The 18700-nt window shown below is 62.3% G+C and carries 12 protein-coding genes; 8 read left to right on the forward strand and 4 right to left on the reverse strand.

Annotation, left to right across the window (positions count from 1 at the left end; all coding sequences use genetic code 11):
* The first annotated feature begins 15 nt into the window (after positions 1-15).
* From PCS43_RS08580 to PCS43_RS08610, 7 genes are all read left to right on the forward strand, one after another.
* Positions 16-1323 (forward strand): SWIM zinc finger family protein, encoded by a 1308-nt coding sequence (locus PCS43_RS08580; RefSeq protein WP_064075021.1) that lies wholly within the window; start codon positions 16-18, stop codon positions 1321-1323.
* The gene (locus PCS43_RS08585; protein ID WP_064687866.1) at positions 1320-2804 is read left to right on the forward strand and encodes a DUF5691 domain-containing protein; all 1485 of its coding nucleotides are present in this window, start codon (positions 1320-1322) and stop codon (positions 2802-2804) included. The genes PCS43_RS08580 and PCS43_RS08585 overlap by 4 nt, the downstream gene beginning before the upstream one ends.
* Positions 2801-3934, forward strand: coding sequence for an ATP-binding protein (locus PCS43_RS08590; RefSeq protein ID WP_054826908.1), 1134 nt, complete (start codon positions 2801-2803; stop codon positions 3932-3934). Before PCS43_RS08585 ends, PCS43_RS08590 begins: the two co-directional genes overlap by 4 nt.
* The gene (locus PCS43_RS08595) at positions 3931-6117 is read left to right on the forward strand and encodes a DUF5682 family protein (RefSeq protein WP_083197594.1); all 2187 of its coding nucleotides are present in this window, start codon (positions 3931-3933) and stop codon (positions 6115-6117) included. Before PCS43_RS08590 ends, PCS43_RS08595 begins: the two co-directional genes overlap by 4 nt.
* Complete coding sequence (locus tag PCS43_RS08600; RefSeq protein ID WP_047269390.1) at positions 6114-7277, forward strand: VWA domain-containing protein; 1164 nt, start codon at positions 6114-6116, stop codon at positions 7275-7277. The genes PCS43_RS08595 and PCS43_RS08600 overlap by 4 nt, the downstream gene beginning before the upstream one ends.
* 42 nt (positions 7278-7319) lie before the next feature.
* On the forward strand, positions 7320-8942 hold the full coding sequence (locus PCS43_RS08605) for an MFS transporter (RefSeq protein WP_042446444.1): 1623 nt from the start codon (positions 7320-7322) through the stop codon (positions 8940-8942).
* Positions 8943-9179: 237 nt separating this feature from the next.
* On the forward strand, positions 9180-11507 hold the full coding sequence (locus tag PCS43_RS08610) for a putative bifunctional diguanylate cyclase/phosphodiesterase (RefSeq protein WP_204855284.1): 2328 nt from the start codon (positions 9180-9182) through the stop codon (positions 11505-11507).
* Between the two features lies 1 nt (position 11508).
* Here PCS43_RS08610 and PCS43_RS08615 read toward each other — a convergent pair whose 3' ends face one another.
* Together PCS43_RS08615 and PCS43_RS08620 are read right to left on the reverse strand one after the other, a co-directional pair.
* Positions 11509-12633 carry a GGDEF domain-containing protein gene (locus PCS43_RS08615; protein ID WP_076948643.1) on the reverse strand — a complete coding sequence of 375 codons (1125 nt, stop codon included), beginning with the start codon at positions 12631-12633 and terminating at the stop codon, positions 11509-11511.
* 121 nt (positions 12634-12754) lie between these two features.
* On the reverse strand, positions 12755-14194 hold the full coding sequence (locus tag PCS43_RS08620; RefSeq protein WP_054826907.1) for an amino acid permease: 1440 nt from the start codon (positions 14192-14194) through the stop codon (positions 12755-12757).
* A gap of 163 nt (positions 14195-14357) precedes the next feature.
* On the opposite strand from PCS43_RS08620, the gene PCS43_RS08625 reads away from it, so the two are divergent.
* Positions 14358-15890 (forward strand): PucR family transcriptional regulator, encoded by a 1533-nt coding sequence (locus tag PCS43_RS08625; RefSeq protein WP_270923016.1) that lies wholly within the window; start codon positions 14358-14360, stop codon positions 15888-15890.
* Here PCS43_RS08625 and PCS43_RS08630 read toward each other — a convergent pair.
* On the reverse strand, positions 15866-17302 hold the full coding sequence (locus tag PCS43_RS08630) for an aldehyde dehydrogenase family protein (RefSeq protein ID WP_003943062.1): 1437 nt from the start codon (positions 17300-17302) through the stop codon (positions 15866-15868). The two genes, PCS43_RS08625 and PCS43_RS08630, sit on opposite strands and share 25 nt — an antisense overlap.
* Positions 17299-18672, reverse strand: a complete 1374-nt coding sequence (gene gabT, locus PCS43_RS08635; protein ID WP_030536079.1) for a 4-aminobutyrate--2-oxoglutarate transaminase — start codon at positions 18670-18672, stop codon at positions 17299-17301. Before gabT ends, PCS43_RS08630 begins: the two co-directional genes overlap by 4 nt.
* Positions 18673-18700: the final 28 nt, after the last annotated feature.

Below are 18700 nucleotides of genomic sequence, written 5' to 3' on the forward strand. Positions count from 1 at the left end.
TCATACTGTGGTCGAGTGACTTCGCCGTGGACAGCTGGGCAGGTGGCGTCGGTAGCTCCGGACGCCGCATCGCTGGCCGCTGCGCGCAAGTTGGCTGGTTCGTGGAGCCATGCCGGCAACAGGGGTCTCGCGCTCTGGGGGCTGTGTCAGGGCAGCGGCTCGAAGCCGTATCAAGCAGTGGTCGACCTGAGGGGCCCTGCATACAAGTGCTCGTGCCCCAGTCGAAAGTTTCCGTGCAAACATGCTCTGGGGCTGTTGGTGGAATGGTCGGAAGGGCGTGTGCCGTCGGCGGACGAGCCCGCCGACTTCGCGGCAGAGTGGTTGTTGCGCCGCGAGGAGAAGGCCGAGACCCGCGGCGAAAGGGCTGAGACCGGCGACGAGGCTCCCAAGAGGGCTCCCGACCCGGCGACAGCGCAGAAGCGCGCCGACCGCGTTGCGAGCGGTCTCGTCGAATTGGACCTGTGGATCACCGATCAGATCCGCAGTGGTCTGGCAGCGATGGACACATCCTGGGCGGGCTTCGACGCAGTAGCTGCTCGAATGGTGGATGCTCAGGCGCCTGGTGTCGCAGGCACACTTCGAGCCTTGGCGGGCACCGTTGCGTCTACCGAGAACTGGCCTGAGAAAGTCCTCGACGAGTTGGCTCGGTTGCACCTGCTGGTTGCTGCGCATCAGAAGCTGTCCGAGTTGCCGGAAGATCTTGCCGATTCGGTGAAAGCACACGTCGGCTATCCGGTCTCAACCGAGAGTGTGATGGAATCGATTCCGGTGAAAGAGAACTGGATGATTCTCGGTTCCGGGATCACCGAGGAGAAGCGACTGTTCACCCGAACGGTGTGGATGCTCGGCAGGAATTCGAAGCGGTGGGCCATGCTGCTCGACTTCTCCCACGGGTCACCCAATTTTGCCACCGAAACGCCGCCAGTCGGGTTTCTGCTCAACGCCGATGTTCATTTCTATCCCGGTGCCGCGGCATTGCGGGCGCGGATAGGGGTCACGCACGGAGAACCGGAGCCCTTCACAACCATGCCGTTCGGAAGCATCGACACTGCGTTGCAGCAGTTTACCGATGCCCTCGCCGCGGATCCATGGTTGCGCTCGTGGCCGGCAGTGATCAGTTCGGTGGTCCCGTCGTTCGTCGACGGATCATGGTTTGTCGTCGACGAATCGGGCACAGCGCTTCGGGCAGAGGGTGATTCGGATCTTCTGTGGAAGTTGCTCGGCATTTCCGGCGGTTACCCGGTCACAGTCTGCGGAACGTGGAACGCGCTGGCTCTTACTCCGATCTCGGTTTTCACGGGAGGGCAGGTGATCGTGCTGTGAGTACATTGATCTCAGCGGCGCTCCTTGGGACAGCCAGAACAGCAACAACATTCGAGGAGCTGCCGGCTGAAGTGCGTGGCTACGCTCGCGAACTCGACGGCGATCCTGCCGAGATGCTTCTCGCAGGAGCAGCGTTGGAGAGGGCGTACCGCCGTGGCGGTGCGGGCTCCACCACGGCGGCGGTGCCGACATCTGCGCCAGACGATGTTCGATTCACGCTGCCGGAATCCTCATCGGCGCATCTGCTGTCGATGCTCGCGGCCAAGGCGACCTTGCTCGACGAATGGTTCGCAGTCGCGTTGGAGCACAATTACCGTGCGCCTGATCATCTGGTCGCCGAGTTGCTTTCCTTTGCACGTGCAAGTGAAGCTCACCGGGAGAGCATCCTGCAGATGGTCGGCGAGCGTGGTCGATGGCTTGCCGCGCAAAACCCCGAGTGGAGCAAACTCGTCCGAACCAGGGATGCCAACCCGGACGTGTGGCGTCACGGAAGTTCGTCGCAGCGCACACAGTGGCTGATGGACACTCGTCGAACAGATCCCGCGCTGGCGTTGGCCGAACTCCGAAAGTCCTGGGCCACCGAGCGGGGCGAACAGAAGGCTGCCTTCGTCGCGGCGCTGGCAAACGGACTGAGCGCGGATGATCAACCATTGTTGGAGGAAGCCCTCGACGACCGTCGCAAGGACGTGCGACGCGCGGCAGTGGAAGTACTCGGACAACTCCCCGAATCGGAGTTCGGGGAGAGAATGGCTGCTCGGGTTCGGAAATGGGTGCGGGTGGAAAGGAAACTCGTTCGGTCCACGCTCGTCATCGTCCCGCCTGAGGAAGTCGATTCAGCGGCGAGGCGAGACGGCATCGAAGACCGGCCGAATCCACACACCGACTATCGTGCCGAGTATGTGCGTCAGGCGATCAGTTCTGCGCCGTTGTCTCTGTGGAACAACATGATCGGTGGACCAGGCAAGGTCTTGGGGATGAGCGTTGACGAAAGCTGGGAGCCGATCCTTCACGACGCGTGGTCCACCGCCGCAGTCGCGCAGAACAATACGGAATGGGCGCTGGAACTCTTTCGTATGCGCGGCACCGCCACCGATCGACGCGTGCTCCCGTTGGTGCCGGCCAAGGCGCTGGCTGATCTGTTGAGGTCCGGAAACGGCGACGCCAATGTTCTGCACCCGGGCCGGGCAGCGATCTACGACGCTCTGCGAGGTCCATGGCCCGAGGACATCACCCGGGCAGTGGTGGCCCAGTGGGAACGAGTTGCGGCCAGACGTGCCGACGGAGGCGCCAAGGCCGGCGAATTCTCACGCTACAAGTACGTCGCATCGCTGCGCCTGGCCGAGACTCGATTTCCTTACAGCGCAGTAACTTTGCTGGAGCGTGCGGCGGAACGTGCACGTGACACGGACTGGCGGCAGACCTTCGCCAGAACTGCCAGCGCCATCACCCACCGCAAGACCCTGCTCGAGGAGCTCACATGACTGACAGCGTAACCGTGCACACCACGGAACCGGAAAAGCTCGCGCAACCGGCAAGGCTGATGCGGCCCCACGCAGAGCAGGAGTACGCGCTCGAACTCGAAGCACTGGCCGCGCAGGATGCTCGTCCGCGTCCACCGTCGTGGAACTTGTCGCCCTGGGCCGTCGTGACGTATCTGTTGGGTGGCACTCTCGACGACGGAACCGTCATTTCGCCGAAGTACGTCGGTCCACGGCGGTTGATGGAAGTGGCCGTCGCAACTCTTGCCACCGACCGGGCGCTACTGCTGTTGGGGGTTCCCGGTACGGCCAAGACCTGGGTCTCCGAACACCTTTCGGCCGCAATCTCGGGTGCGTCGACGCTCCTGGTTCAAGGCACGTCGGGTACGCCCGAGGAAGCTATCCGCTACGGCTGGAACTACGCACGTCTTCTCTCCGAGGGGCCGACCGCCGGTGCGCTGGTGCCTTCTCCCGTGATGACGGCGATGGAAAGCGGGAAGATCGCCCGCGTCGAAGAGTTGACGCGTATCCCGGCCGACGTGCAGGACGCTCTCATCACCATTCTCTCCGAGAAGACGTTGCCGGTGCCGGAACTGGGCATCGAGGTGCAGGCAGCCAAGGGCTTCAATCTGATCGCTACCGCCAACGATCGCGATCGCGGTGTCAACGATCTGTCGTCCGCACTGCGTCGACGGTTCAATACCGTAGTCCTCCCGTTGCCGGCCAGCGAGGAAGACGAGGTGGCCATCGTGGCACGTCGAGTCGAACAGTTGGGCGCAGCACTGGAATTGCCGACAACCCCCGCAGCAGCCGAGGAAATTCGCCGGGTCGTCACCGTGTTCCGGGAACTGCGATCAGGCGCGACCACCGACGGCCGCACCAAGTTGAAGTCCCCGTCCGGAACTCTGTCGACGGCGGAGGCGATCTCGGTGGTCACCAACGGTTTGGCGTTGTCTGCGCATTTCGGGGACGGCGTACTGCGGGCATCCGACGTCGCTGCCGGAATCCTGGGTTCGGTGATCAAGGATCCGGTCGCAGACAAGGTGGTGTGGAACGAGTACCTCGAGGCAGTAGTGCGTGAACGCGGCGAGTGGTCCGACTTCTACCGGGCGTGCCGCGAGGTCACCGGGTGACCATCGTGATTCCGGACCTGCGTGTCCGGGTCTTCGGTATCCGTCACCACGGCCCGGGATCTGCTCGTTCGGTTCGGCAGGGTCTGGAAGAGTTCTCGCCTGACGTCGTCCTGATCGAAGGGCCTTCGGACGCAGACCCGTTGGTGATGCTGGCGGCGTCGGAATCGATGAAACCGCCGATTGCGTTGCTCGCGTACGCCACTGGCGAGCCGTCGAAGGCGGCCTTCTGGCCGTTTGCTGTGTTCTCACCCGAATGGCAAGCGCTGCAGTGGGCTGCGAAGAACGGTGTGCAGGCACGGTTCTGCGATCTGCCCGCCTTCAACGTGTTGGCGGATCAGGGGATTCGTACTGTCCGCGAGGGCGATCCTCTGTCGGAACTGGCCGCGGCCGCGGGTTTCGACGACACCGAACGCTGGTGGGATTCGGTGATCGAATCGAGCTCGGGCGCAGATTCTTTCGATGCGATCACCGAGGCGATGGAGGCGCTGCGTGAGACAGTGCCGATCGACGAGGAGACAGCGCATCGCGAAGCGTATATGCGTCAGGTGCTGCGAAAGACGTTGAAAGATGGCGCTGAGCGGGTAGCGGTCGTCTGCGGAGCCTGGCACGCGCCGGCGTTGGTCGGAGCCTTGGGGCCGGCGGCACCCGATGCTCGCATCCTCAAAGGAATGTCCAAAGTCAAGACCTCGCTGACGTGGGTTCCCTGGACTCACTCACGCCTGGCGTCGGCATCGGGTTACGGCGCCGGAATCACCTCGCCGGGCTGGTATCACCACCTGTTCACCGCGAACGACAAGACGATCACGCGGTGGCTCACCAAAGTTGCGCGGGTGCTCAGGGACGAGGACCTTCCGATCTCGAGTGCTCACGTCATCGAAGCTGTCCGGTTGGCAGATACGTTGGCGGCACTGCGTTCTCGACCCTTGGCGGGATTGTCGGAGGTCACCGAGGCAACGAGGTCGGTGATGTGCGACGGGAACGACGTTCTTCTGGATCTGATCACGCGAAGATTGGTTGTGGGCGAAGCGCTGGGCGCGGTGCCCGAGGAAACGCCGACAGTCCCACTCGAAGCAGACCTGCGCGCACGCTCGAAGACCTTGCGGCTCAGACAACAAGCGGGAGCAAAGACTCTCGATCTGGACCTGCGACGCGACATCGACGTCGAGCGTTCCCAGTTCCTGCACCGACTGGGGATCCTCGAGATCGATTGGGGAACCCCGGCCGACAGTGAGGTCCGTTCCACCGGAACGTTCCGGGAGACTTGGGCGCTGCAATGGAAGCCCGAATTCTCGGTCTCGGTGATCGAGGCGTCGCTGTGGGGCACGACGGTGGTTGCAGCGGCAACATCATGTGTCGTCTCGAAGATCAACGAGCCGGACATCTCTCTCGCGTCACTGATCGGACTACTGGAGAACTCGCTCCTGGCGAACCTGCCGGCAGCGTTGTCCGCTGTGCTGGAAAGTGTGAAAACGGTTGCGGCACTGGATCATGACGTGTCGCACCTGATGGCGGCGCTGCCCACGCTGACGCGAACGCTGCGGTACGGCGATGTGCGCGGAACCGACGTGTCGGCATTGGTCGACGTCGCCGACAGCCTGTTGATCCGCATTTGCACTGGCCTCGCAGTCGCCGTCACGGGCCTGGACGATCCCAGTGCCGAGGAGTTTCGCGAACACCTCGACAAGGTTCACTCGGCAGTCATGGTTCGTGACGATCGCGATGCGAGCGCACGGTGGCTGCAGGCCATGGCCGGCGTGATCGACCGTGACGACGTCAACGGATTACTCGTCGGCCGGATGGTGCGGCTACTGCGCGACAGCGGTTCGATCACGGAAACCGCTGCAGCCCAGCGCTTGTCTCGGGCCCTGTCCGTGGGAAGCACGCCGACCGCCAAAGCCGGGTGGGTCGACGGGTTTCTCGGTGGAGGAGGGCTTGTGCTCGTTCACGATCGAGCGTTGCTCACGCTGATCGACACGTGGGTTCGCCAACTTCGTGAGCAGGACTTCATCGACACGCTTCCACTGCTTCGACGTACGTTCGGAGCGTTCGAGGCGGGGGAGCGTCGAGCGATCGGTCAGGCGGTCAGAGGCGGCCGACGCGTCGAAACGACAGTGGAGACCGATGCTCGACGCGGCAGAGCGGCAATGGCGGTCGTTGCGGACATCTTGGGGGTGGGCGCATGAGCGACGACGATCAGCGCCTTCGACGCTGGAGACTGATGCTCGGGGAATCCGCCGAAGAATCGACGGGTGGGCTGGGCCAACCGGGCGAGCGTCGAATGGATGCAGCTCTTGCCGCACTCTACGATTCGTCCGGCCCGACCAAGGGGCGACGCCGCTCAGCCGGATTGGGGGCGTCGGCTCCGTCCGTCGCCAGATGGCTCGGCGATATCCGGACGTACTTTCCCAGCACGGTGGTGCAGGTGATGCAGAAGGACGCGATCGACCGACTGGGTTTGGCGCAGTTGCTGCTCGAACCGGAACTGCTCGATGCCGTCGAGCCCGATGTGCATCTGGTCGGGACGCTGCTGAGCCTCAACCAGGTCATGCCGGAGGCCAGCAAGGCAACTGCTCGAATGGTCGTCGGCAAGGTGGTTCGGGAAGTCGAAGAGCGAATCGCGCAAAAAACGAAGGCCGCGGTGACCGGGGCTCTCAATCGTTCGGCCAGAACGTCGAATCCGAAGTTGCGTGACATCGACTGGGACCGAACCATCCGAGCAAATCTGTCGCACTACCTTCCGGAGTATCGAACCGTCGTCCCCGAGCGGCTCGTCGGATACGGCCGCAAGTCGAAATCCGTGCAGCGCGACGTAGTCCTGGCGATCGACCAATCGGGTTCGATGGCGTCCAGCGTCGTCTACGCATCCGTGTTCGGCGCGGTGTTGGCGTCGATGCAGGCGCTGAAGACTTCGCTCGTGGTTTTCGACACTGCCGTCGTCGACCTGACGGACAAACTGTCCGACCCAGTCGACGTCCTTTTCGGGACCCAACTTGGTGGGGGCACGGACATCAACCGCGCAATCGCGTACAGCCAGTCACTGATCTCGCGTCCTGCCGAGTCGATGTTCGTTCTGATCTCGGACCTCTACGAGGGCGGTATTCGCAACGAGATGTTGCGCCGCATGGCCGCCATGAAGAACTCCGGCGTTCAAGTCGTGGTTCTACTGGCACTCTCGGACGACGGGGCACCGTCGTTCGATCACGACAATGCAGCGTCGCTGAGTGCCCTCGGGATTCCCGCGTTTGCGTGCACGCCGGACAAGTTTCCGGAACTGCTGGCGGTGGCTCTGGAACGCGGGGACGTGTCGGCTTGGGCGGATCAGCTCAGCCTCGAACAGCACTGACCGGTCTGCTTCGAGGACCTGAACACCGGGTACACCCGCACGATGGGTGACGGACAGGTTGCTGGTTCGACGACGCAAGCGGGTTCAGGACTGGTTCTCACGGTGTTGGCATCCAGCCAATTCCTGATGACCTTGGACAGTTCGGTCATGAACGTTTCGATGGCAACCGTCGCCGAGGACGTCGGCACGAGCATCACCGGTATTCAAACCGCGATCACGCTGTACACCCTGGTCATGGCGACGCTGATGATCACGGGCAGCAAGCTGGGGTCGATGATGGGTCGTCGCCGGGCCTTCGCGCTCGGCTTGATCATCTACGGCGCAGGTTCTCTGACAACGGCGCTCGCTCCCAATCTTGCGGTCCTGCTGATCGGATGGTCGTTCCTCGAAGGCGTCGGTGCGGCACTCATCATGCCCGCGATCGTCGCGCTCGTCGCCACCAACTTTCCGGCTCAGAAGCGCCCGGCTGCCTACGGTCTGGTCGCTGCCGCCGGCGCGATGGCCGTGGCGGTCGGGCCGCTGATCGGCGGCGCCGCGACGACATTTGCGTCATGGCGTTACGTGTTCGTCGGCGAAGTCGTGATCGTTGTCCTGATCTTGCTGGTGCTCAGCAAGGTGGTCGACGTCCCACCGTCGAAGTCGCGCCTCGACTACGTCGGATCGATCTTGTCCGTGGTGGGACTGGGCATGATCGTCTTCGGTGTACTGCGCTCGAGCGAGTGGGGTTGGGTGCAGGCCAAACCCGACGGACCGCAGTTGGTCGGGCTTTCCCCGGTGGTGTGGCTGCTGATCGCCGGGCTCCTGGTCGTGTACGGATTCCTGCGCTGGGAGGGACGCCTGGCCGCTGCGGGGAAGGAGCCGTTGCTTGATCCGGCGATGCTGCGAAACCGCGAGCTCAGTGGCGGACTTTCCATGTTCTTCGCGCAGTTTCTGGTCCAGGCGGGCGTGTTCTTCGCGGTCCCGTTGTTCTTGTCCGTAGTTCTGGAGCTCAGTGCCCTGGAGACGGGAGTTCGCATCCTGCCGTTGTCGGCGGCGCTCGTCGTGGCGGCGATCGGTATTCCGAAGCTACGGCCTACCGCGAACCCGCGACGCGTGGTCCGAGTCGGATTGTTGGTCATGGTCGTCGGCATTCTGATGCTCGTTGCAGGCATGGATCCCGGCGCCAATGCGGCGATCGTGATGATTCCCATGCTGTTCATGGGTTTCGGCTTGGGGTGCCTGTCTTCGCAGCTCGGAGCCGTCACGGTGTCCTCGGTCCCGGACGAGCGCAGCACCGAGGTCGGCGGGTTGCAGAACACCGCCACCAACCTCGGCGCTTCCTTGGGAACTGCCCTGATCGGATCGGTTCTCATTGCCACTCTCACGACGTCGGCGATCGCCGGAATCGAAGACAATCCGGCGGTTCCGACATCGGTGCAGCAGCAAGCGAGCACCGACATGGCCTCGGGCGTGCCGTTCCTGTCGACGACGCAACTCCGATCCGCTCTCGATGACGCCGGCGTCGCCGAGTCCACGGCGGATGCGATCGTGGACGTGAACGAAGAAGCCAGGCTGGACGCGTTGCGTGTCGCTTTTGCCGTGGCAGCGCTGCTCGCGATCGCCGCGTTGTTCCCGACCGCTCGAATCCCCCGCGTCGCGGTCGGCGACAAACGTGGTTCGAGCTAAGAATCAGCAATCGCGGATCGACCTGGACGATCGACGGAACGACCTCTGGATATAGTGATCTGCGCACAATCGATTCGTCAGATGGCTACCGTTGTGAAGGAAACAAGCAGCGAGTCTGAAACACTGACGTTTCACCGGATAAGGGTTCGGTGGGGAGCCAGGGGAGGTTCGGATGGCCAGGCGAGCGGATTCGACGCCCGCTGATGGCGCCTGCGCAGATGTCGGGATGCCTCGCTGATGAGCCGTCCGAGTCGATTGGGCAGGCAAGATCCTGCTTCGGAGGCCGACTGCAACAGCCTGTTTCGCCGTCAGATAGACGAAGCCGCAGCCGTCGCGCCGTTCGCCAATCTTGCGTACATGGCGAGTTTGGTCGTGATTCTGACCTACACCGTCCCGCCCGGACGTCAGACGCTCAGGTGGTTGGGTGGCGCCCTCATCTTTCTCGTCCTCGCGAATTCGATCCGAGTATGGATTCCCCTTCGCTGGCGGCCGTCGAAGCACACCCCGCGCTACGACTACGTGGGTCTGCTCGTCGAAGTGATCGTGGTCGCGACCCTCGACGTCACACTTTTCGCTCTGCTCTTTCACGACATGGACGTCTTCCACGACTTGGTTCTGATCGCGACGATGGCCGGGATCATGGGCGCCGGGACCGTGACGTTCTCGAGTCTGAGATCGGTGAGCCTGACCTGGATCTACATTCACGGCCTCGGCGTCTTCACTGTTCTCGTCGTCCACGCCGAACCACACTTTCGCATACTTGCGATTCAGTTGTGCATCTACATGTTTGCGCTCACCGTAGGGGCGGTCTATCTGTCGGCCTCTTTCCAGAGACGTTGTCTCGCAGAGTTTCAGGCGGAATCCGAGCGTCAGACTGTGGCGTTGTTGCTCGACGGTTTCGAGGGCGGTTCCCGCGACTGGCTGTGGGAATGCGACACCAACGGCCGGTTCTCCCACACCTCGGCACGTCTCGCCGAGGTCGCAGGTATGACGGTGGACGAGTTGCAGCAACTCACCTTCGGACAACTCCTCACCAGACTCCAGATCGCATCGAGTCCAGAGGGGCGTGCGGCCGCGGCCCAGATGATCGACAAACTCGAATCGAGTGCTCCCTTCCGGGACACTGTCGTGCCGGTGCATGTCGACGGTAGGCGACGCTGGTGGTCTCTTTCCGGCAATCCACGGGTCCTCGAATCCGGCGTGATTCTGGGTTGGCGCGGTGTCGGTTCCGACATCACGGAGAGGTATGTCCACGAGCAGGAGATCCTTCGCCTTGCGGCCACCGACTCGTTGACCGGGTTACCGAACCGTCGTGCGTTCGGAGTGGCGCTCGAGGAAGCGATCGATTCCCGCGTGCCGGAGAAGCAGGTTCTCGTCGGGATTCTCGACCTCGACAACTTCAAATCGGTGAACGACACCCTTGGCCATCCGATCGGGGACCAATTACTTCTCGAAGTCACGAAACGCCTTCGCGACGTGATCGGTTCGGACATGTGCTCGCGGATGGGCGGTGACGAATTCGGGCTGATCGTCTGTACGTCTTCGCGCGACGATCCCGGTGTGATCTTCGATCGGTACCTGGAAGTGCTGCACGAACCATTCTTCGTCGAAGGCAATCGGATCGAAGTGCGGGCCACGATCGGTTACTCGAGCGCGCCCGAGGATTCGACGGACGCCGACGGATTGGTGATGCTGGCGGATCTGGCTCTGTACGAAGCGAAGTCGACGGGGCGCAATCGAGTGGGCAAGTTCTCACCGCTGCTGCGGGCGAGGGCATCGGCGCGGGCGACGGCGTTGCACGAGCTGGACAGAGGGATCGAGGAAGGGCAGTTCGATCTCCATTACCAGCCTCAGGTCGACACTCAGACCGGTGAAGTGGTGGCCTTCGAGGCTCTTCTTCGGTGGAACCATCCCAGCCGCGGCCTCATCGGGCCCAGCCAGTTCATCTCGGTGGCGGAGGAAACCGGAATGATCATTCCCCTCGGCGCGCAGGCAATGGCGATGGCGACCGCCGCTGCTGCGGGGTGGCCGACCGGAATCGGCGTCTCGGTCAATGTTTCACCAGTGCAGTTGGTGTCGCGAGAGTTCGGTGCGATGGTGAAGAAAGCGCTGACGGATTCGGGCTTGCCTCCGCAACTGCTGCAGCTCGAAATCACCGAGACAGGTGTTGTGGACGATCGCGCGATCCGGGATCTCTACAAGCTGCGTGAGCTCGGGGTCACCGTCGCACTCGACGATTTCGGCACCGGCTATTCGTCCTTCGCCACGCTCCAGAGACTTCCAATCGACGTTCTCAAGATCGATCGAATGCTGGTCACCGACTCGGACGATCCGAAGATGTCCGTGGTGAAGTCCATTGTCGAATTGGCCGCGGCCCTCGGTATGAAATCGTTGGCCGAGGGCGTGGAGACCATCGAGCAGTTCCGCCGCGTCCAGTGGGTCGGGTGTGACCTGGTCCAGGGTTACCACATCAGCAAGGCTCTGACCGCTGAGCGCGTCGATGTGTATCTTGCCGCGACGGACACGGAAACCGGGCGCAGCGTCCACCCACTTACGTGGCTGTGAATCAGATCTGAGCCGAGCGGATCGTATTACCGCCTGCCGCCTTCGCTTGATACATCATCGAATCCGCGACATTTGTCGCCGCCAGGATTGCGGAAGCACCGCCGCTCCACGCCTTCGATTCGGCGGTCATCATCACCGCTCCGACGCTCACCGTTGTGGGGATCGCGTCGGAACAATCCGACAGCGCCGCGTTTATCCCTTCGATCAACAGGGTTGTCGATTCTGGATCGCCGGCGATGACGGCCAGGTATTCTTCCCCGCCGGTTCGAGCGATGACTCCGCGTTCGCCGAGATGTGTGCTCAATCGGTTCGCGGTTCTCCTGATGACATGATCGCCTTCGGCATGACCGTGAAGATCATTCACCGTTTTGAATTTGTCGATATCGACGACGATGAAGGCGAGAGATGAAGAATCGTCTCGGGCGCTCTCGAAGAGATCGCCGACTGCCCCTTCCAGTCCCCGACGGTTGAACAGTCCAGTGAGGGGATCCCGGTCCGAATACTGGGCATCGCGGTAGAGAGTGCGCCAAGTCAGGTGCGCAAAAATGGGAACGAGTGTGACAGCTCCGAAAAGAACGGTGCCGCGGGCCAGAAGCGTCGTGATATCGACGTCGCCTTCCAGATATGCAAGAACGAAAACGGTGGTCGTGACGGTCGTCGACCAAACGACATGAGCGACAAGCCACTTTGCGCTGACAAAAAGCGTCGCAAAGGTTCCGGTGACCGCGAAGACGATGCAACCGAACGTCCCGGACGAGCGATCCGGCACCAGGAGGACGGCAGCCGCGATCCCGAGATCTGCGAATATTCCGAATGCAAGCAACCCCCGGCGTCCGGGAAACGGTTGTGTGAACCAGCATGCGGCGATTCCCACACACGTACAGATCATGAAAATCGAAAGAGCTTTGCCGGGTGTGGTCGGCGGCGTATCCGGACCGATCAATTTGTAGAAAGCGGACAGTCCGAAGATGATCGTCATCATTCCGAGCAAGGTTCGGAAGATCGGAATGATTGCCCGGCCGGATCTCTGGTGCTTTATCCACTCGTAGTCGTGTGGTTCGTTGAACCATTCGTGAAGTGTTCGCCAAGAACTGTGCCCCTCGGAGGCGATGACAGGGCTCGGCATGCTGTCCATTTTGCCTTGAATTTAGGTAAAGAGAAAATCTATGTTCGACCGCTTCCATTGGATCGGCTCTTTTCGGGGAAGAGGTTCAATTATCGAGTCGAGCGCTTACTCGATGCTTGTTTCAAGCCTTCTTCGAATTGCTGTGTGCGTTGTTCGAGGCGGTCGCGAACGATCCGACTTTTCGCGTACGAGACTTTCTCACGCCGTAAGCGGCGAGGATGACCCCCAGCGCGACCAGGCTTTGGACGAATTCCGCGCGCGTGGGTTCGTTGAGACCCATTCCCACCAGGATCACGAGAATCAGACCAGTGACCACTATCGGCAGGCCGGGATACAACCAGACACGGAATTTCAGAATCTCGGGGCTTTCGCGTTCCCATCGGCGTCGGAGGCGTAGTTCGGATACACAGATCAGGATGTAAACGAACAAGCAGATTGCGCCCGACGAATTCACGAGGAACAAGAAAATCGTATCCGGCCAGATGTAGCCGGCCGCGATACAGAAGTACCCGGCCACGGTGCAGGCGAGTACGCCCTTCACCGGCACGCCGCGGCTGTTGGTCCGTGTCATCCAGGCCGGCGCGTCGTTGTAGACGGAGAGTGCGAAGAGCATCCGCGACGCCGTGTACAGGCCGGAATTGAGGCAGGACAGCACCGCGACCAGAACCACGAGATTGAGAATGTCGGCGGCGCCGGGAATTCCGAGCAGGTCGAGTGCGGAGATGAACGGAGAATCGCCGACGACGAACGAATCCCACGGCAGCATCGTCACGAGGAGGAAGGTGGCGACAACGAAGAAGGCGAGAATGCGGAAGACGACCGTGTTCGTGGCCCGCCTGATCGCTCCGGCAGGTTCGGCGGATTCCGCTGCGGCGATCGTGACAAGCTCGGCTCCGGTCATGGAGAAGATCACGGCGACAACGCCCACCAGTACGGGGGTGAAGCCGTTCGGCAGAAATCCTCCGTGGCCGGTCAGATTGCTGAAATCGACTTCACTGCCGGGCCAGATGCCGAAGACGAACAGACTGCCGAGCACGATGAAGCCGATGATGACGGCGACCTTGATACCCGCAAACCAGTATTCAGCCTCGCCGAAGTTGCTGACGGAGAGAAGATTGACCCCGGTCATCACCAACAGGAGTACCGCTGACATGAGCCAGAGCGGGACACCATGGATCCACCGGGAGAGCAAGGTTGCTCCGACGACGGATTCGATGCCGACGACGATCACCCAGAAATACCAGTAGAGCCAGCCAGTGGTGAAACCCGCCCAGTCGCCCAACGCCATGCGGGCGTATTCGGTGAACGATCCCGTACACGGCTTGGCCACGGCCATTTCGCCGAGCATGCGCATCACCAGGAACACGATGATGCCGCAGATCGCGCACGTGATGACTGCGCCGGGGCCGGCCTGGTTGATGATTCCGCTCAGCCCGACGAAGAAACCGGCGCCGATGACGCCGCCCATGGAAAGCATGGTCAGGTGGCGCTTCTTCAAGCCTGTTTTGAGTGTCGAATGAACGCTGGCGGCTTCGGCTGTTTCGGTGCTGCTGTCGGGCATCTGGGCTCAGCTCCTATTGCATGACGCGATCAGTTCTTTCGGAGAGACGCTAAGCTCATCGTGTGATCCAGAACATGGACTTGATGTACAAATCTGAACTGGAAACTGTCAGTTCTGTCCACTGCCTTTCTATTCACTGCCCTCGGAGGTTCCGGTAATGCCGATGACTGTCCGGCGCCTGGCGGCCACCACCTCGCTCGGCCTCACGATCGTTGCCGGTCACGACGACGTGGATCTGTCGATCAGCTGGGCGCACGCAATCGAATTGCAGGATCCGACCCGTTGGCTCGCCGGTGGAGAGCTTGTCATGACGACGGGGCTGCATCTACCGCGTTCGGCGACAAAGCAATACGAGTACGTCGAGCGCATCGCGCAGACCGGTGCGGTGGCACTGGCGTTCGACACCGGCACCGTGCACGAGAGGGTGCCGGACGCGATCATCAGGGCCGGCGACGAACTGGGTTTTGCCGTGCTTTCCGTCGCCAAGGAGACGCCGTTCATCGACATTTCGCGGGCCGTGATCGACGAACTGACCGCCGACCAGATACGAACGGTGCAGGCGGTGGTCGACGCGCAGGAGAAGTTGGCGCGTGCCCTGCTCGACGGGGTGCCGGCTCTGATCACTGCCCTGGGTCGAGCCGTTCACGCAGCAGTCTGTGTTCTCGATCGGGACGGCGCGGTGCTGGCTCTGACGGAAGGTGCGAGTTCGTCTCTGCCCGAACGCATCAGGGAGCGATCAGGTAAGGAGCGCAGCCGGATCGTGGTGGACGACGACGGTCACCTGGCCATTCACCGCCTTGCTGTGAGCGGCACGCTGGCCGTGGCGTCCGAGGCCGCCTTGGATCAGTCCGAGCGACTGTTGGTGGGCCACACGGTGTCGCTGTTGACCATCGAGCTTGCCAAGCCGTTGCGGGTTGTCGATGCCGAACAGCGGCTGAGGTTGGCCGTTACGACGATGGTGCGCCAGGCCGGCGGTGACGTCGACGAAAGTCTGTTGCGGTACTTCGGATTCGAATCCGAAACCACGGTGGTGGCAACCGCCTTGACCGATGTCGGACCTTTGCTTGCGGCCACCGACATCACTTCAGCGGCCCTGGAAGAAGAGTCGGTGCCGTACCTGTTGGCCCCGCTGACTGACGGAACCGGTGTGTGGTTCGTCGTGAAAAGTGAAGTTGCGGAGAAGGTCACGCGCAGTGTGTATGCGAGAGTACGGGAGAATTCACGCCGGAGTATCAACGGTGGAATCGGTGGCGTCCGGCCGATTAGCGGTGTTGCGGCCAGTCTGCGCGAGGCCGTCTCTGCTGCCAAAGTGGGGCAGGTCGAAGGACACACACTCGTTCCGTTCTCGGAACTCGGGACTTTCAGTCTCTTGTTGAGTGTGCAGTCGAGCGATGTTCTGCAGTCGATCGCGGCCAGCGGTCTCGGTGTGCTGGAAGGCTACGACGCCGAGAACGGTTCCCGTCTGGTGGACTCGATCGAAGCGTTCCTGCACCACAATGGTCAATGGGAATCCGCTGCAGCGCAATTGGGTGTTCACCGGCACACGCTGCGTAACCGCATGGACAAGGCTGCCGAGTTGATCGGGAGAGATCTCGATTCCGCCCACACCCGGTCCGAGTTGTGGATCGCACTCAAAGCTCGTGAACTGCTGCAGGCGGAATCGAATTCAGATCACGCTCGGCCGCCCCTGAGATAGACGGTGGTGGTGTGAGTGAAGAACTCTCGCGCCGCGTCGCCTTGTTCCTTGGGTCCGTATCCACTCCTCTTCGCGCCGCCGAAAGGTACGTGGGGATCAGCGCCCGCCGATTCCGAATTCACGTGCAGGATCCCCACGTCCAGATCGTCGATACCGGCCAGTGCACTGGTCAGGTCTTGCGTGAACAATGCTGCGGACAAACCGAATTCGCCCTCGTTCGCCAAGCGGAATGCGTCTGCGGTTGTTGCTGCCCGCTGCACCGCCAGTACCGGGCCGAAGAGTTCCTCGAACCACAGTTCGGTGCTCGCCGGTAGTTCCAGCACTGTCGGCTGGACGTAGTAGCCCGACTGCGGCGCTTCGGCGGTGGCCACAACCCTGGCGCCGCCGTCGACGGCTCGATTGATCCCCTCGATGATCGACTGCTGCGCGTATGCGCTGACCACGGGACCTGTCGTGACGTCGGGATCGAGTGGATCTCCGACTCTCAGTTGCTTGACTTCAACGGTCAGCCTGGCCAGGAATTCCTCGGCGATGGATTCATGGAGCACCAGACGTGAAGTGGCCGTGCATTTCTGGCCGGTTGACCGAAATGCGCCCAGCATCACCTGCTCGACCGCAAGCTCGAGATCTGCGTCGGCAAGTACGACGGCTGCGTTCTTTCCACCCATTTCCGCCTGTACCGGAACTCCGCGCGCCGCAGCAGATCCCGCGATCTTTCGGCCGACTCCGGTGGAACCGGTGAAGGTGACGGCGTCGAGGTCCGGGTGATCGACCAGCGCTTCACCGGCCGCGCTGTCGGCGAGGATCATGTTCAGGACTCCGTCGGGTAGGCCCGCTTCGGTCAGTGCCTGCGCGAGACGGAAGGCCAGAAGGGGCACCGCGGCAGCCGGTTTCCAGACGACGGTGTTTCCGTACACCAAGGCAGGCGCAATCTTCCATGCCGGGATCGCGATCGGGAAGTTGAACGGCGTGACGACGCCTACCACGCCGAGAGGTTTGCGAGTGACGAGAATCTGCTCGCTGCTACGTGGGGAGGAATACACCGTTCCGGTCTCGCGGTCGGCGGCGTTGCCGTAGTAACGCAGAATCTGCGCTGCGCGGCGCACCTCTCCGATACCCTCGGCCAGCGTTTTCCCTTCTTCGCGGGTGAGTTCTTCGCCCCAGGCCTCAGCGTTGGATTCGATGATTTCCGCTGCGCGAGTGAGGTATGCGCCGCGTGCGGACATCGGCAGGCGGGCCCAGTCGTTCGCGGCGATGCGGGCGACGCGAACACCGGTCGCCATTTCGGAGGCACCGGCGCGGCCTCCGGTGGCGACAACCTCGTCGGGACGGGCCGGGTTGGTGTCCGTCAGTGTGCCGTCGCTGCCCGTGACCCAAGCTCCGCCGATCAAGCTGCGCACTGCGACGCTCATCGGACTGCGGCCACAGCGTCGCGAAGAATACCGAGTCCTTCGGTCAGCAACTCGTCGGAGATGCTCAGCGGCGGGAGGAAACGGACGACGTTTCCATAGGTGCCGGCGGTGAGCAGAAGGAGACCGTGCGTGTGGGCGTAGCTGACGATCTGGGCGACGGCCTCGCGATTCGGAGCCTTGTCCTCGTCGTGGACGAGTTCGATTGCAATCATGGCGCCGCGTCCACGAATGTCGCCGATTATGTCTGTGTCCGAAGCGATTTCGGACAAACCTGTGGTCAGAATGTCGCCGATGTCCTTGGCGCGGTCGAGGAGCCCTTCCATCTCGATCGTCTCGAAAACTGCCAGGGCGGCCTCGCAGGCAACGGGATTGCCGCTGTACGTACCGCCGATACCACCGGGATGCGCGGCGTCCATGACGTCGGCACGGCCGGTCACGGCGGCGAGTGGCATTCCGCCGGCGAGACCTTTTGCGGTTGTGATGATGTCGGGGACGAAGTCCTCACTCTCGCTGGCGAACCAGGATCCGGTTCGTGCGATACCGGTCTGGACCTCGTCCGCGACGACGAGAATGCCGCGCTCACGGCAGAATTCCGAGATTCGCTTCAGGAATCCCGGAGCGGGAACGATGAAACCGCCCTCACCCTGAATCGGTTCCACGACCACAGCGGCTACCGATTCGGCGCCGATCTGAGTGTCGATCGCAAGACGGAACTGGGCGAATGCTTCGTCGGCCGCGTTTTCGGGGCCGCTCGGCCAACGGTAGGGGTATGCCATCGGAACCCGGTAGACCTCTGGTGCGAACGGGCCGAATGTGGCCTTGTACGGCTGGTTCTTGGCTGTCATCGTCATGGTCATCAACGTGCGACCGTGGAATGCGTGGTCGAAGACGACAACTGCCGGGCGACCGGTGGCGGCACGTGCGTATTTCACGGCGTTCTCGAGCGCTTCGCTGCCGGTGTTGAACAGCGCTGTTCGCTTCTCGTGATCTCCCGGGGTCAGGCGGTTGAGCGCTTCGCAGACCTCGAGGTACCCCTCGTAGGGGTTTGCGAGGAAACACGTATGGGTGAACTGACCGAGCTGGCGCGTGGTGCGTTCGACCACGCGCGGCGCACTGTTTCCGACGGTGGTCACGGCGATGCCGCTGCCGAAGTCGATGAACGAGTTGTCGTCGACGTCGACGACAACTCCTCCGCCCGCTGCGGCAACGTAAATGCTGGATCCGCTGGTCAGCCCGGCCGGCAGTGCGGCGCTCCGGCGCTTTGCCAAAGCGCGCGAGTTGGGGCCGGGCACTTCGGTGACGAGGCGTCGTATCTGGGGAAGGGTCGGTCCACCGATGCACGTTTCCGTGCCGTGCTCGAGAATGGTCATCGCAGTGCCTCCAGTCGTTTTCCGAACT

Source organism: Rhodococcus sp. C-2, from assembly GCF_027854095.1.
Classification (GTDB): Bacteria; Actinomycetota; Actinomycetes; order Mycobacteriales; family Mycobacteriaceae; genus Rhodococcus_F; species Rhodococcus_F qingshengii.